General features: G+C 63.0%; 14 protein-coding genes. 5 read left to right on the forward strand and 9 right to left on the reverse strand.

Annotated features, from left to right (window positions below; all coding sequences use genetic code 11):
* Positions 1 to 65 precede the first annotated feature (65 nt).
* From ACR0NY_RS16915 to ACR0NY_RS16930, 4 genes are all read right to left on the reverse strand, one after another.
* Positions 66 to 659, reverse strand: coding sequence for a 2-hydroxychromene-2-carboxylate isomerase (locus tag ACR0NY_RS16915; protein ID WP_170342155.1), 594 nt, complete (start codon positions 657 to 659; stop codon positions 66 to 68).
* Positions 659 to 1114, reverse strand: coding sequence for a universal stress protein (locus ACR0NY_RS16920; protein ID WP_170342153.1), 456 nt, complete (start codon positions 1112 to 1114; stop codon positions 659 to 661). The genes ACR0NY_RS16915 and ACR0NY_RS16920 overlap by 1 nt, the downstream gene beginning before the upstream one ends.
* 75 nt (positions 1115 to 1189) lie before the next feature.
* Positions 1190 to 2053 (reverse strand): branched-chain amino acid aminotransferase, encoded by an 864-nt coding sequence (locus tag ACR0NY_RS16925; RefSeq protein ID WP_170369747.1) that lies wholly within the window; start codon positions 2051 to 2053, stop codon positions 1190 to 1192.
* Between the two features lie 58 nt (positions 2054 to 2111).
* Positions 2112 to 2573, reverse strand: coding sequence for an Lrp/AsnC family transcriptional regulator (locus ACR0NY_RS16930; protein ID WP_170369745.1), 462 nt, complete (start codon positions 2571 to 2573; stop codon positions 2112 to 2114).
* Positions 2574 to 2702: 129 nt separating this feature from the next.
* Here ACR0NY_RS16930 and ACR0NY_RS16935 point away from each other — a divergent pair, with 129 nt between their 5' ends.
* Positions 2703 to 3752: a Glu/Leu/Phe/Val family dehydrogenase gene (locus ACR0NY_RS16935; protein WP_170369743.1), complete on the forward strand. Its 1050-nt coding sequence runs from the start codon at positions 2703 to 2705 to the stop codon at positions 3750 to 3752.
* A 58-nt stretch (positions 3753 to 3810) separates the two neighbouring features.
* Here the strand turns inward: ACR0NY_RS16935 and trpS are convergent, their stop codons facing one another.
* Complete coding sequence (gene trpS, locus ACR0NY_RS16940) at positions 3811 to 4839, reverse strand: tryptophan--tRNA ligase (protein ID WP_170369741.1); 1029 nt, start codon at positions 4837 to 4839, stop codon at positions 3811 to 3813.
* 86 nt (positions 4840 to 4925) lie between these two features.
* On the opposite strand from trpS, the gene ACR0NY_RS16945 reads away from it, so the two are divergent.
* The gene (locus ACR0NY_RS16945; protein WP_170342144.1) at positions 4926 to 5612 is read left to right on the forward strand and encodes a rhomboid family intramembrane serine protease; all 687 of its coding nucleotides are present in this window, start codon (positions 4926 to 4928) and stop codon (positions 5610 to 5612) included.
* A gap of 5 nt (positions 5613 to 5617) precedes the next feature.
* Here the strand turns inward: ACR0NY_RS16945 and murJ are convergent, their stop codons facing one another.
* From murJ to ACR0NY_RS16960, 3 genes are read right to left on the reverse strand one after another with little or no spacing between them, the layout of a single operon-like run.
* A complete protein-coding gene (gene murJ / locus ACR0NY_RS16950; RefSeq protein ID WP_170369739.1) occupies positions 5618 to 7159 on the reverse strand; it encodes a murein biosynthesis integral membrane protein MurJ in 1542 nt (513 codons plus the stop codon).
* Positions 7156 to 9975, reverse strand: a complete 2820-nt coding sequence (locus tag ACR0NY_RS16955; RefSeq protein WP_170369738.1) for a [protein-PII] uridylyltransferase — start codon at positions 9973 to 9975, stop codon at positions 7156 to 7158. The genes murJ and ACR0NY_RS16955 overlap by 4 nt, the downstream gene beginning before the upstream one ends.
* Complete coding sequence (locus ACR0NY_RS16960) at positions 9935 to 11095, reverse strand: penicillin-binding protein activator (protein ID WP_093963441.1); 1161 nt, start codon at positions 11093 to 11095, stop codon at positions 9935 to 9937. The genes ACR0NY_RS16955 and ACR0NY_RS16960 overlap by 41 nt, the downstream gene beginning before the upstream one ends.
* Positions 11096 to 11183: 88 nt before the next feature.
* Here ACR0NY_RS16960 and rsmI point away from each other — a divergent pair, with 88 nt between their 5' ends.
* The 3 genes from rsmI (at position 11184) to gshB (ending at position 13408) form a co-directional block, all read left to right on the forward strand.
* Entirely contained in the window at positions 11184 to 12041 is an 858-nt protein-coding gene (rsmI, locus tag ACR0NY_RS16965) for a 16S rRNA (cytidine(1402)-2'-O)-methyltransferase (protein WP_170369736.1), read from the forward strand.
* A gap of 1 nt (position 12042) precedes the next feature.
* Positions 12043 to 12414, forward strand: a complete 372-nt coding sequence (locus ACR0NY_RS16970; RefSeq protein WP_170369734.1) for a YraN family protein — start codon at positions 12043 to 12045, stop codon at positions 12412 to 12414.
* Positions 12415 to 12475: 61 nt separating this feature from the next.
* On the forward strand, positions 12476 to 13408 hold the full coding sequence (gshB, locus tag ACR0NY_RS16975; protein ID WP_170343293.1) for a glutathione synthase: 933 nt from the start codon (positions 12476 to 12478) through the stop codon (positions 13406 to 13408).
* Here gshB and ACR0NY_RS16980 read toward each other — a convergent pair.
* Positions 13405 to 14919: a YifB family Mg chelatase-like AAA ATPase gene (locus ACR0NY_RS16980; protein WP_170369732.1), complete on the reverse strand. Its 1515-nt coding sequence runs from the start codon at positions 14917 to 14919 to the stop codon at positions 13405 to 13407. The genes gshB and ACR0NY_RS16980 overlap by 4 nt on opposite strands.
* Between the last annotated feature and the right edge of the window lie 47 nt (positions 14920 to 14966).

Genomic DNA, 14966 nt, shown 5'->3' on the forward strand with positions numbered 1-14966 from the left:
GCGCTCCGTATCAGTTGGCTCTGATATGCGCGTCAGTGGCCGGGAAGTCAAGATTTGGAACGGTTCTAAATAGCTGCGGCCTGTCGGATTGCCATGTCCAGCCGGTCATCGCCCCAATAAAGCTCCTCATCCACGACAAAACTGGGGGCGCCGAAGATCCCCAGCGATTTGGCGCGGGCAACCTGTTCAAACAGAGAACTCTTGATGTCAGCGTCCGCGGTCCGGTCGATCATGTCCTCGGGGAGGCCGGCGGCGGACAGGGCGCTGCGAAGAACAGGCTCTTCGGAAATGTTCAGGCCTTGGCCAAACTGCGCGGCGAAAACGGCGCGGGAAAACGCAGCGCGCGCTTCACCCTGAGGGATGGCGAGCGCAAGGCGTGCGGCCTTCAGGCCGTTTTGCGGAAACTCGGCAGGTCGGGTCAGGGGCAGGTCACGCTGCCGGCAAAGCCGTTCCATGTCGCGCCACATGTACAGCCCCTTGGCCGGATAGATGTTGAACGGCGAGGTTATCCACCCCTGCTCGGCAAAAATGGGACCCAGAAGGAATGGCTGCCAGTCCACCTGCACGCCGCAGGCTGCCGCGTCCCGTTCGACCCGCATGGCGCTGAGGTAGGAATAGGTCGAGGCGAAATCGAACCAGAAGTGCAGGGTGGCGGGCATCAGGTGATCTCTTCGAGCTTCTCCTTGCTCAGGTCGCCCGGAACGATGGTGATCGGAATCGGCAAGCTGCCGGAATTCCGCGTCAACTGAGTGACCAGTGGACCCGGGCCCTTCTTGTCGGTACCCGCACCCAGAACAAGGACGCCGATCTCGGGATCCGAGCGGACATGCTCGATGATCTGCGGAACGGGCTCACCCTCGCGGATCGCCAGTTCCGGCTCGATCCCCTGCTTGTCGCGCATCCACTTTGCAAATACCTCGAAATGCGCATGGATACGCTCGCGGGCTTCTTCCCGCATCACTTCGGCCACGCCGATCCAGTGATTGAACTCGTCCGGAGGAATGACCGAGAGGATGGTCACCCCCCCGCCCGTATGCGCAGCACGCATCGCGGCGAAACGCATGGCGTTCAGGCACTCGCGGCTATCGTCAAGAACTACAAGGAACTTGCGCATGAATGTCCTCTCCGGTTTTCGGGATCATGCCCGAGCATTCGGTGTCTGGCAACTCGGGCCGCGACGGGCCTTCGCTTATTGGTTGCTGGCCGCCCAGTCCCAGTAGAGCGCGCGCGTGCGGCGCGTGATAGGGCCAATCTGATATTGCGTGTCGTCCAGTGCGGTCACGGGCGTGACCTTGTTCATGTTGCCGGACATGAACACTTCGTCGGCGTCGTGGAAATCGTCGAAGGTCAGAACAGTTTCGTGAACCGTCACACCGTCGCGCCGCAGATTGTCGATGTGCCGCGCACGGGTGATGCCTGCAAGGAAGGTGCCGTTCGGTGCCGGAGTAAACACCTCACCATCCTTGGCCATGAAGATGTTGGCCGTTGCGGTTTCTGCCACGTTGCCCATGGCATCGGTCACCAATGCGTTTGAGAACCCCTTGGATCGTGCTTCCGCCAGCATTCGGGCGTTGTTTGGATAAAGGCACCCGGCCTTGGCGTTGACAACCGCGCTTTCCAGAACCGGGCGGCGGAAGCGGGTGGTCGTCAGCGTGACCGAGGCCGCCTCGGGCGCCATCGGGATTTCTTCGAGGCAGATGGCAAAGCCTGTGCTGTCACCCTGCGGCACGATCGCCGTCGCGTCTCCGTCGATCCCCCAGTACATCGGGCGAATGTAGACGGCGGCCTCGGTCGGGTAAGCTTCAAGACCTTCGCTGATCAGTTCGACCATCTGTTCGGTGGTCACGGTCGGAGTGAGCATCAGCGCCTCGGCCGAGCGGTTCACCCGGTCGCAATGCGCGGCCAGATCGGGCGCCATTCCGTCAAAATAGCGCGCGCCGTCAAACACCGATGATCCCAGCCAGGCCCCGTGGTCAGCGGCCCGCATGATCGGGGCATCGCTATCGTGCCATTTGCCATCGAAATAAGTGCGGATATTCTTGCCGACTGCCATTTTCCCCTCCGTCAATTCCGCCGAACCGTAGGAGCGCGCGCGCCTGAGGTCCAGCAGATTATCCCGTCGCCATAGGCAACACGTCGCGCTTGACCATTGCGCGCAGGGCGAAGTTGGAGCGCAGGTTGCGGATGCTGGGAATCTGCATCAGCCGGTTTTCCAGAAACGCGTCAAAGGCGGTCAGGTCACGCGCCACGACACGCAGCAGGATGTCGCGCGAGCCGGTCATTAGGTAACACTCCATCACCTCATCGCATCGCAGGATGGCGCGTTCGAAGGCGTCGATGGCGTTGCGGTCCTGTTTCTCAAGTTCGACAGACACGAAAATCGTGACGCCAAAGCCCAGCTTCTCGGGGTCGACCTGCGCCGAATACCCGGTGATCACCCTGTCGCGACGCAGTCGGTCCAGGCGTCGCGCGCAGGGTGTGGGCGACAGGCCCACCTTTTCGGCCAAGTCCAGAACGGTCATGCGCCCGTCCTGCTGCAAAGCGCGCACGATCTTACGGTCGATCTGGTCCATGGAGAAAATCCCTAAAATAGCCGGCTCAGATTATTATTATCGCCAAGAAGAATGAGTTGGCCAGCACGTATTGGCGAAAATCGCTCGGTCAGATGTGGCAGACTTGATCTGTCATTCCGGAGGAGCAAAATGGAAATAACCACGATTGACGCGCCAGATCACGAGCGTGTGGTCGAATTCAAAGACGCCGCCAGCGGGCTTTCGGGCTTTGTGGCGATCCACTCCACGCAATTGGGGCCGGCAGCGGGTGGCGTGCGGATGCGCACCTATGGCCACCCGTCCGAGGCGCTGGACGATGCGCTGCGCCTGTCGCGGGGCATGACCTACAAGAACGCCGCGGCCGATCTGCCGCTGGGCGGGGGCAAGGCCGTGATCATCGGCGACCCGAGCGCGGACAAGACGCCCCGGTTGCTGCAGGCCTTTGGCTGCGTGGTCCAAAGCCTTGGCGGCCAATACTGGACGGCCGAGGACATGGGGATGACCCCGGCCGACATGGCCCAGATCGGCACCGAAACCGAATATGTCGCCGGTCTGCCCGATGGCCCGTTCGCCAGCGGCGACCCGTCGCCCATCACCGCCCGCGGGATCTTCAACGCCATCCGCGTCACTGCGCGGCATCGCTTCGGGTCCGCGGACCTGTGCGGCAAGACCGTTTCGGTGCAGGGGCTGGGCCATGTGGGCGAACATCTGTGCGCGCTGCTGAATGACGCCGGGGCGAAACTGGTGATCACCGACATCGATACGGGCCAGACCGCCCGGCTGGCGGACCGGTTCGCGGCGCAGGCCGTCGCTCCCGATGCGATCTATGCGGCCGAGGCGGATATTTTCGCGCCCTGCGCGATCGGCGGCATTCTGAACGAAACCAGCATTCCGTTGCTGAAGGTCGGCGCGGTGGCCGGTGGAGCCAACAACCAGTTGGCGACCGATGCCGACGCGCGGCGCCTGCATGACCGCGGTATCCTCTACGCCCCGGATTTCGTGGCCAATGGCGGCGGGATCGTGAACGTCGCGACTGAGATCCTGAAGATCAAGGACCGCGAGGCCTGGGTCGGTCAGCGGCTCGAGGCGCTGGAGCGGACGATGGACCGCATCCTAACCCGCGCCAAGGTGGATGGCGTCAGCCCTCATGCGGTGGCCGAATCCATCGTCGAGGAAAAACTGCACCCGCAGGCCGCCTGACCTTCAACGAAAAACGCCGCCCCGGATAAGGGGCGGCGCTGCAGTTTCTGTCTGGGTCTCAGGCGCGGCCGGCGCCCACCATCCCCACGATCTCGTAGGTGCGGCTGAGGATCGGAGCCGCGATCTCCCGTGCCCGTTCCGCGCCACGGTCCAGGATCCTATCGATCTCGGCCTGATCGCCCATCAGCCGCGCCATCTCGGTCGAGATCGGCGACAGCCTTGCAACCGCCAGATCGGCCAGCATCGGCTTGAATTCACCGAACTGCTTGCCACCGACCTCGGCCAGAACCTGCGCGACCGTCTGATCGCTGAGCGCGGCATAGATGTTGACCAGGTTGCGCGCCTCGGGGCGGCCTTCCAGCCCGTCCACCTCCGAGGGCAGGGCATCGGGGTCGGTCTTTGCCTTGCGGATCTTCTTGGAGATGGTGTCGGCATCGTCGGTCATGTTGATCCGGCTCATGTCGGACGGGTCCGACTTGGACATCTTCCTGGCCCCGTCGCGCAGGCTCATCACGCGCGTCGCCGCGCCCTCGATCACCGGCTCGGTGATCGGGAAGAAATCGACGCCATAGTCGTGGTTGAACTTGGTGGCGATGTCGCGGGTCAACTCAAGATGCTGTTTCTGGTCGTCGCCCACCGGCACATGGGTCGCGTGATAGACCAGAATGTCGGCGGCCATCAGCGAGGGATAGGCGAACAGGCCCAGTGAGGCGTTCTGCTGGTTCTTGCCGGCCTTGTCCTTCCACTGGGTCATGCGCTGCATCCAGCCCATGCGCGCGACACAGTTGAAGATCCAGGCCAGTTGCGCGTGCTCGGGCACCTGGGACTGGTTGAACAGGATCGACTGTTCCGGGTCGATGCCGGCGGCGATGAAACCTGCGCACAGCTCGCGCGTGGAATGCGCCAGTTCCTTGGGGTCCTGCCAGACGGTGATCGCGTGAAGATCGACCATGCAGTACACGGTCTCCATCTCCGGCCCTTGCATATCCACAAAACGCTTGAGCGCACCAAGGTAGTTGCCAAGATGCAGGTTTCCCGAGGGCTGAATGCCGGAAAACACGCGCGGCGTGAACTTGGTCTCGGTCATGGAAGGGAACTCCCGTCTGGAAAAATAAGCCTCCGTCGCTTACCCATGAGGCAAAGGGACGTCAACAGCCGCGAAAGGCCCGCCCAATGAGCAGCGAGCATTACACACCCCCCGTGAACCCCCTGCCACCCGTGGTGGTGGCGCTGGTCTTGTTCATCATGGGGATCGAACTTGCCTTCACCCTCGGCACGCGCGGCCTGGTCGGCGGACCGGGCGCGGTGGGCTGGCGGCTGGAGGCGATCCAGCGCTATTCCTTTTCGGCCGACATCTTCGACTGGATGGTTATGAACGGGCGTTGGCCGGTCGAGCATGTGATCCGGTTTTTCACCTACCCCTTCGTGTCAGGCAGCTTTACCCAGGCGCTTTTTGTCTGCGTCTTTGTTTTGGCGATGGGCAAGATGGTGGGTGAGGTCTTTGGCGGTTTTGCGATGCTGGTGATCTTTGTGCTGTCCGGCGTGGGCGGGGCGCTGGCCTATGCGGTGCTGCTGGACCCGCGCTATCCGCTGGTCGGGGGCTTCCCGCCGGTCTACGGCCTGATCGGCGCGTTCACCTGGCTGCTATGGCGCAGGCTGTCGCTGGTCGGAGAGAACCAGGCGCGGGCGTTCCAGTTGATCGCGGTGCTGATGGGTATCCAACTGTTGTTCGGGCTGATCTTCGGCGGCACCTCGGATTGGGTGGCCGATCTGGGTGGGTTCGCGACCGGGTTCGGGCTGTCGTTTTTCGTGGCGCCGGGCGGATGGGCGCGGCTGGTGGGGCGTATTCGGCGGGACTGAGGTGGTCAGGACCTTCGCAGGGCGGACCGGAACTCGGACAGGCGGAATGCGCCCAGCAGGTGGCCCAGAAGGAAGTAAGATACCGCGGCGACCACGATCAGGCCCAGCAAGGCCAGATAGCGCCAGCCCGGAACCTCGAACGTCCAACCGAACAGCTGCATCGCCGCGATCAGCAACACGCCCATTCCTATTGAGGCGGCCAATATCCTGGGCGCGCGGCGCTTGAAACGGTCGTCGAAACGGGCTTCGTCGCCCATGCGCCGGGCGCCCAGTGCCAATTGCGCCACCATGCCCCACCCGGCGGCCGAGGCCGCGATGGCCGGGGCGATCCAGCCGACGATCGGGTACAGCCCAAAGGCCAGAACAGCGTTGATGACCATCGCCACCACGGCATACCGGAAGGGCGAGCGGGTATCCTCACGCGCGAAGAACAGCGGTTGCAGCAGCTTTTGCAGCATGAAAGCCGGCAGTCCGATGCCATAGACCGCCACGGCCAGAGCGGTGGCAGCCGTGTCTTCGGGTGTGAACTGTCCACGCTCGAACAGGACCGAGACCAGTGGCGCGGGGATAAGCACGAAGGCCACGGTTGCCGGAATAGTCAGCAGTAGGGTGAACTCTCCGGCGCGGGAAAAGGCGTTGCGCGCGCCATCGCCGTCCCCCGCGCGCAGGCGGCGCGACAGGTCGGGCAACAGCACGATGCCAACGGCGATGCCGACCACGCCCAGCGGCAGCTGATACAGCCGGTCGGCGGCAAAGAGCCAGCTGATGGCCTTTTCGGTCTTTGACGCGACCAGTTGCCCAACAACGAGATTGACCTGCGTCACACCCATGGCAAGTGCCGCCGGTACCGCGATCCGAACCATGTTGCGCATTTCAGGGCTGAGCTTCGGCCGGCCGAACCGGATGCGAATTCCGGCGCGTTCGGTGGCGACCCAAACCAGCGCCAGTTGAGCGACCCCGGCAATGGGTATGACGGCGATGAGCCAACGGATGACCTCGCCACCGGTTGCCGCGCCTACGATCAGTGCCGTGCAGGCGAAGATGTTCAGCAGGACCGGCGCCGCCGCCGCGGCGGCAAAGCGGCCTGTGGCATTGAGAACCCCGGAAAACAGCGCGGCCAGGGACATGAACAGAATGTAGGGAAAGACGACATATCCGTAGTCGACCGCCAGATCGAAACGTTCGTCGCCATAAAACCCCTCGGCAGTCAGCCAGACCAGCCCCGGCATGAAGACCATGGCCAGCCCGACCAGCGCCAGAACGGCCGCCGCCAGCAGGTTGAACGCGTCCTGCGCAAACCCCTGCGCGTCTTCGCCCCCTTCCAACCGTTTCGAGAACATCGGAACGAAGGCCGCATTGAAAGCGCCCTCGGCGAAGAACCGGCGGAACATGTTGGGCAGGCGGAAGGCTGCGACAAAAGCATCCATGACCGGCCCCGGCCCGATATAGGCTGTCAGCAGAATTTCCCGCAGAAAGCCTAGAATACGGCTGGCAAGGGTCCAGAACCCGACCGTGAACAGGCCCGAGAACAGGCGGATCTGCTTCATGAGGCCGCCCGCTCGGCGCCTTCGGTGATCGCGGTGCGCAGCTTGGCTTCCAGCGTTCTCTGCTTGGCCTCCGAGTGGTATTTGAGCCCGAACATGTCCTTGACGTAGAACGTATCCACCACCTGCTCGCCATAGGTCGCGATCACGGCATTGGCGATATAGACATTGGCGGCGGCAAGGGTCCGGGCCAGATCATAGAGCAGGCCCGGCCGGTCGCGGGTATCGACTTCGATGATCGTGTAGATCTCGGACCCTTCATTGTCGAAGGTGATGTGCGTCGGGACGTTGAAGGCCTTTTCCCGCTTCTTGATCTTGTCGCGGGACCTGAGCGCCTCGCGGGCCACCACTTCGCCCTTGAGGGTGCGGTGGATCATCTGGGTCAGGCGCGGCAGACGCGACAACTCGAACGGGTGTCCGTCAGCGTCCTGAATCCAGAACGCGTCAGTCACGTAGCCGTCCTTGGTGGTATAGCTGCGGGCATCGACCACGTTTGCGCCCACGAGCGCCAGCGCGCCGGCGATGCGCGCAAAGATACCTGGGTGGTCGGCCATCGCGAAGCAGGCGCGGGTGGCGTCGCGATCCTCGTCTGGTTGCAGGCGGATCTCCATCGCGCCGGGGTCACCGTCGGCTTCCAGTGCGCGCAACATCTCAGCGAATTCGACTTGGGTCGAGAGGTTAAGCCCCTGCCAATACGGATCATAGTGCCGCCCGGTTTCCGTCTTGAGATCGGCCTTGGACCAGGCAGACAACGCGTCACGCAGCGCTTTCTTGGCCTCGGCGCCACGATTGGCACGGTTGAGGTCCTCCATGCCGGTTTCCAGCGCGCGCTTGGTTTCCGCGTGCAAGGCCCGTAGCAGGGTGGCCTTCCAGTTGTTCCAGGTGTTCGGCCCAACGCCGCGGATGTCGCAGACTGTCAGGACAGTCAGCAGATCCAGCCGTTTGACGGTCTGAACCGCCTTGGCAAAGTCGCGCACCGTGCGTGGGTCCGAGATGTCGCGCTTCTGTGCCATGTCCGACATCAGCAGGTGATAGCGCACCAGCCATTCGACGGTTTCGCACTCTTTCTTGTTCAGCCCCAGCCGAGGCGCGACCGTCCGTGCGATCTTGGCCCCCAGTATCGAGTGATCCTCGGGGCGGCCCTTGGCGATGTCGTGCAACAGCAAAGCGACGTAAAGCACACGCCGGTTCACTCCGCCCTCGAGGATCGACGAAGCCAGCGGCAGCGCTTCGACAAGTTCGCCCCGTTCGATCTGCGCCAGGTTGATGATGCACTGGATCGTGTGCTCGTCCACCGTGTAGCTGTGGTACATGTTGAACTGCATCATCGCCACGATGGGCTCGAATTCGGGGATGAAGGCCGACAGAACGCCCAACTCGTTCATGCGGCGCAGCGCGCGTTCGGGATTGCCGTGTTTCAGCATCAGATCCAGAAAGATGCGCCTCGCCTCTTTGTCGTTGCGCATTTCGTCATCGATCAGGTGCAGGTTGGCCGTGACCAGCCGCATCGCATCGGGATGGATCAGCATACCCGTGCGCAGGCCTTCCTCGAACAGACGCAGTAGATTCAGCTTGTCGCACAGAAAGCTTTTGGGGTCGGCCACATCCAGCCGGCCATGAACAACCCTGTAGCCCGCCTTGACCCGTGGCTTGCGGCTGAAGATGCGTTCCAGCAACGGCGCGTTTTTCATATGTGCCGCTTCAAGCTTGGTCAGGAAGATCCGTGTCAGCTCGCCCACTTGAGTGGCTTCTCGGAAATAGCGCTGCATGAAGATTTCGACGGCCCGGCGGCCTGCTCGGTCTTCGTATCCCATGCGGTCGGCCACCTCGACCTGCAGATCAAAGGTCAGCTGTTCGGTTGCGCGCCGTGTCACCAGATGAAGATGCGAACGTACGGCCCAAAGGAAGTCTTCGGCCTGCACGAACGTGTTGAATTCGTCCTGGGTGAAAAGCCCCAGCGGGACAAGTTCAGCCACGTCGTGAACGCCGTAGATGTATTTGGCGATCCAATACAGCGACTGCAGGTCGCGAAGGCCGCCCTTGCCCTCTTTCACGTTCGGTTCGACCATGTAACGCTCGCCCTGCTTATGGTGGCGTTCGTCGCGTTCATGCAGTTTGGCTTCGATGAACTCGCGTTCGGTTCCTTTGAACAGCTCGGATTTCAGCCGGTTTTCCAGCTCATCGGCCAGGTCCCGATCACCGGCCAGATAGCGCTGTTCCAGCATCGCTGTCCGGATCGTAAAATCCTCGTCTCCCAGACGCAGGCAATCACGGATCGTGCGCGAGGAATGCCCGACTTTCAGCCGCAGATCCCAGAGAATGTACAGCATCGACTCGATCACGCTCTCGGCCCAGGCTGTGATCTTGTAGGGAGTCAGAAACAGCAGATCGACATCCGAAAACGGCGCCATCTCGCCGCGCCCATAGCCGCCCACCGCCAAAACCGCCATCTTCTCGCCCTGGGTCGGGTTGGCCAATGGATGCAGATGCTGTCCGGCCACAGTCATCGCGGCGCAGACCAGCCCATCGGTCAGATAGGTGTAGGACCGCGTTAACGGCCGGGCGTCGAAGGGCCGGGCGGCGAACGCCTCCTCGATGGCCTGACGCCCAGATTTCTGAGCATCCCGCAGAATCCGGACGGCCTCGTTTCGGGCTGCGGCCGTTTCCGGAATGTCTTTCAGGGCCTTCGACAGCAGCGCGTTGACCTTTTCGCCATCGAAGATTTCGCTGGCGTCGCAGATCAATGCGCCAGCCGGCGCGGGGATCGTCACAAGCTGATCAGAAACCGGCGCCAGAGAAGCTTTGCGGGGCAGGGTCAATCACAACTACCTGTTTGTTCTGGATCGTGGCCACGGCCAGACCTCGTTCATTCGTACCGTTCGGGCGCAGACGGAAAATTCCGCCAACACCTTGGAACCCGGCATTCTGGGTCAGGGCCGCAGCGGAAAGGGCATTGGACTTGCCTTGGCTGGCCAGAGCGCCGATGGCAGCGATGCCGTCATAGGCCAGGCCGCTGATCGGATGCGGTGCCTCGCCATAGGTCGCGTTGTAGCGCACGCGATAGGCCTGGGCCTTGGCGGGGTCGGGCAAGGCAAACCACCCGCCCTGCACGCCCGGTAGTTCCAGCGTCTGGGCCGGAATATCCCAGCGGGTCAGGCCAATATATTGCACGGTTGCCGGAGAGACACCGGTCTCGGGCAGCAACTGGCTGAAGAGCGGCAGCGCACCGGCGGTCGTGGCGGTCAAAAAGAGTGAATCCGCCCCCGTCGAGTCCACAGTTGCCTTGATTGCAGGGATGGCGTCGATCACACCCTGCTGAGATCGATCAAAACCGACCACACCCGCATTCGCCACTCGGCTGTTGCCAAGGGCGTTCGAGATTGCCGCCTGGCCCAATTGGCCTGCCGCATCATTGCTGTGCACGATGACTGTGCTTTTCTTTCCCTGTTTGCCGGCGTAGCTGACAAGCCGGTTGGCCGTGTTGTCGAAGGTCGGGCCAAGGACAAACACGTTTCCGCCGGCAATGCTTGTATTGTTCGAGAAGGACAGAACGTTCACGTTCTTGCTCAGAACCGCAAGGCCCGCAGCATTTGCAGCCTGCGCGTAGACCGGCCCCAGAATGACCTTTGCGCCGTCGGCAACGGCCTGCTGCGCAACTGCGGCTGCCGTGTTCGGATTGCCGGCAGTGTCATAGACGCGAAGATCGATCTTGACGTTGTTCAGATCGGCCATGGCCAGCCGGGCAGCGTTCTCAAGGCTTTGCGCCAACGCGGCGTCGCCCGATTTGGGCACCAGCAGGGCTACGGGGATCGGCTCTGATGTATCTATCGACGGTCCGCGCCCGGTGGCGCCGGGTTCGCAGGCGGCCAAAAATGCCGCCGCGGTCAGGCCGATGGCGATTTTCGCCAGTTTGCGAACGGGCTTGCAAACGGTAAACATCTAAATGAAAACTCCCTGATCCGGCGGCAAAGAACGCTGCTGTTCTATCACGCCGCGATAATAAACGTCACGCTGCGAGGGTCCAGCTTTGAATTTCCAAAAGGTAAGATTGGCTGGGGGGCTGTACTTTGTTGCCACTCCGATCGGAACGGCGCGCGACATTACGCTCAGGGCGCTGGACGTTCTGGCCTCGGCGGATGTGATCGCGGCGGAAGATACACGCAGCCTGCGCAGACTGATGGAGATTCACGGTGTACCCCTCGAAGGGCGGCGCATCCAGGCCTATCACGACCACAGCGGCACGGCTGCGCGTGAAAAACTGATTGCCGAACTGTCAAGGGGCAAGTCCGTGGCCTACGCGTCCGAGGCCGGCATGCCCCTGATCGCCGATCCGGGATACGACCTGGGCAAACAGGCGGCCGAGGCCGGGTTCACCGTGACCTGCGCGCCCGGTGCGTCAGCCGTGGTGACGGCGCTGACCCTGGCGGGCCTTCCGACGGACGCCTTCTTTTTCGCCGGCTTCCTGCCGAATGCGTCAGGCGCCCGCCGAGCTCGAATCGAGGCCCTGCGGGATGTTCCCGGGACGCTGGTGTTCTACGAATCCCCCAAGCGTTTGGGGGCATGCCTGTCGGATCTGGCGCAGGTTCTGGGTGACGAGCGACAGGCCGCGATCTGTCGTGAACTGACCAAGAAGTTCGAGGAAGTCCGGCGGGGTAGCCTGGCAGAGCTGTCCGAGCAGTATCGAGATGCCGCCGTGAAGGGCGAGATCGTCTTGCTGGTGGACCGGGCCCATTCACAAGCCGTTAACGATTCAGATGTAGAAGAGGCGTTGCGTCAGGCTCTGGAAACGCACTCGGTGCGGGATGCGGCAGATCTGGTGTCCAGGATGTATGATTTGCCAAGGCGGCCGATTTATCAGAAGGCCTTGCAACTGGGAAAGGGATGACATGGCGCGACGGTCGGTCCAAGGCTCGGTTTCCTATCACGCCGGGCAGGCGGCCGAGCACAGCGTCGCTGCCGATTACGAAAGCCGAGGGTTCAAGGTCTGTCAAAGGCGTTGGCGCGGCGCGGGGGGCGAGATCGACCTGATCGTCCGGGATGCGCAGGGCCTTGTGTTCATCGAGGTCAAGAAAAGCCAAAGCTTTGACACCGCCGCCGCGCGGATCAGCAAACGGCAGATCGACCGGATATGCGCCTCGGCGGCGCAGTATTTGGCGCAGGAACCGGGCGGGCAGCTGACCAATGTTCGGTTCGATGCGGCGCTGGTGGATGCAACAGGCGCAGTGCAAATCGTCGAAAACGCCTTTGGGCAGGACTGATCGCCATTGAACACCCGTCCCCGCTGGGCCATGTATCTGGCGTGACTACGAGGGACACGCCATGAAAATCGCCTTTCAGATGGACCCGATCGGGGCCGTGGACATCAATGCCGACAGCTCGTTCCGGCTGGCCGAAGAAGCCCAGGCCCGTGGGCACCAGCTGTTTTACTACGGACCTGATCAACTGGCCTATCAAGAGGGGCGCATCACCGCCCGCGGTCACGACATGACGGTGCAGCGGGTTGCGGACCAGCCGGCGGTTCTGGGGCCTGAGCGCGAGGTTGATCTGGCGGATTTCGATGTCGTCTGGCTGCGGCAGGACCCGCCGTTTGATATGCACTATATCACGTCCACGCACCTGCTGGATCGGTTGCGTGGGCAGGCTCTTGTGGTGAATGATCCGTTCTGGGTGCGCAACTATCCGGAAAAACTGCTGGTTCTGGATTTTCCCGACCTGACGCCGCCCACCACGATCGCCCGCGATCTGCAGACCATCAAGGCGTTCAAGGAAAAGCACGGCGACATCATCCTCAAGCCGCTCTATGGCAATGGCGGGGCCGGCGTGTTCCGGCTGGACGCCGATGACCGCAACCTGACTTCGTTGCATGAGTTGTTCACCGGTTTCTCGCGAGAGCCGCTGATCGTTCAGAAATTCCTGCCGGATGTGCGCAACGGCGACAAGCGGGTGATCCTGGTCGATGGCGAACCGGTCGGCGCGATCAACCGCGTTCCGGCCGAGGGTGAGACCCGGTCGAACATGCATGTGGGCGGCCGCCCCGAAAAGATCGGGCTGACCGACCGCGATCTTGAGATCTGCGCGGCCATCGGTCCGCTGCTGAGGGAAAAGGGCCAAATCTTTGTGGGTATCGACGTGATCGGCGACTATCTGACCGAAATCAACGTGACCTCGCCCACCGGAATCCAGGAATTGGAGCGGTTCAACGGCACAAATATTGCCGAAAAGATCTGGCAGGCGATCGAGGCCAAGGTCTAAGCCGCAACCCGCGCGCTGATCCTGTAGCTCAGCGCCTCGGCCACATGCGGGCGGCGCACATCGGGCGCGCCCTCGAGATCGGCAATGGTGCGGGCCACGCGCAGGATGCGGTGGTAAGCCCGTGCCGACAGGCCGAACCGCTCGGCCGCCTTGACCAGCAGGTCCTTGCCCTCCGCGTCTGGTGCGGCGACCTCCTCCAGCAGATTGCCTTCGATATCGGCGTTCTGGCGAATCCCGGGCGTGTCCTGAAAACGCCGGGCCTGAACAACGCGCGCCTGCTGCACCCGCGCGGCGACGGTGGCCGAGCTGTCTCCGGATGGCGGCAGGTCAAGGTCGGTAAAGCCCACGGGCGGCACTTCGATCCGCAGGTCGAACCGGTCCATCAGCGGCCCCGAGATGCGGCCCAGATAGTCCTCGCCGCAGACGGGTGCGCGCGAGCAGGCGCGTGACGGATCGCTGAGATATCCGCATTTGCACGGGTTCGCCGCCGCCACCAGCATGAACCGGCAGGGGTATTTCACATGGGCGTTGGCGCGGGCGACCATGACTTCGCCGGTCTCGATGGGCTGGCGCAGGGTTTCCAGAACCGTGCGTGGAAATTCGGGGAATTCGTCCATGAACAGGACGCCATTGTGGGCCAGGGAAATCTCGCCGGGTTTCGCGCCTTTTCCGCCGCCCACGATCGCCGCCATCGACGCCGTATGATGCGGTTCGCGGAACGGGCGGGTCCGGCTGATGCCGCCTTCGTCCAGCATGCCGCACAGCGATTGGATCATCGAGGTCTCGAGCGCTTCGGTGGGCGTCAGCGGCGGCAGAATGCCGGGCAAGCGGGCGGCGAGCATGGATTTGCCCGATCCCGGCGTGCCGATCATGATCATGTGGTGACAGCCGGCCGCTGCGATTTCCAGTGCGCGTTTTGCCCGTTCCTGCCCTTTGACGTCGCGCAGGTCGCGGGTCGAGGGTTCCAACCTGACCTCGCCGGGCTGGGCGACCGGCAGGGCCGACTGGCCGGTAAAATGGCGCACGACGTCGGCCAGGGACGCGGCTCCGATCACTTGGGTCGCGTCGACCCAGGCCGCCTCGGCACCTGACGCGCGCGGACACAGCAGCGTGCGGCCCTCGGCCGCGGCGGTCATCGCGGCGGGCAGTGCGCCGGCCACGGGTACCAATGAGCCGTCCAGCGAAAGCTCGCCCAGAGCCATGGTGCCTTCTGCGGCGTCGGCGGGCAGGATGTCGATGGCACAGAGCAGGGCCAGCGCGATCGGCAGGTCGAAATGGCTGCCTTCCTTGGGCAGGTCAGCGGGCGACAGGTTGATCGTGATGCGTTTGGAGGGCAGCGCGATGGCCATTGCGCTAAGCGCGCTGCGCACGCGTTCGCGGGCCTCGGACACGGCCTTGTCCGGCAGACCGACGATTGAAAAGGCGGGCAGCCCGGGGGAGACGGCGCATTGCACCTCGACCGGGCGGGCCTCGACCCCCTGAAAGGCAACGGTATGAGCGCGGGCGACCATGGCGATCCTGTTCGTGGTTAACAGGGCCTTGCTGCCATGGCGCCGGT

This window comes from Ruegeria sp. BJ5 (genome assembly GCF_056537865.1).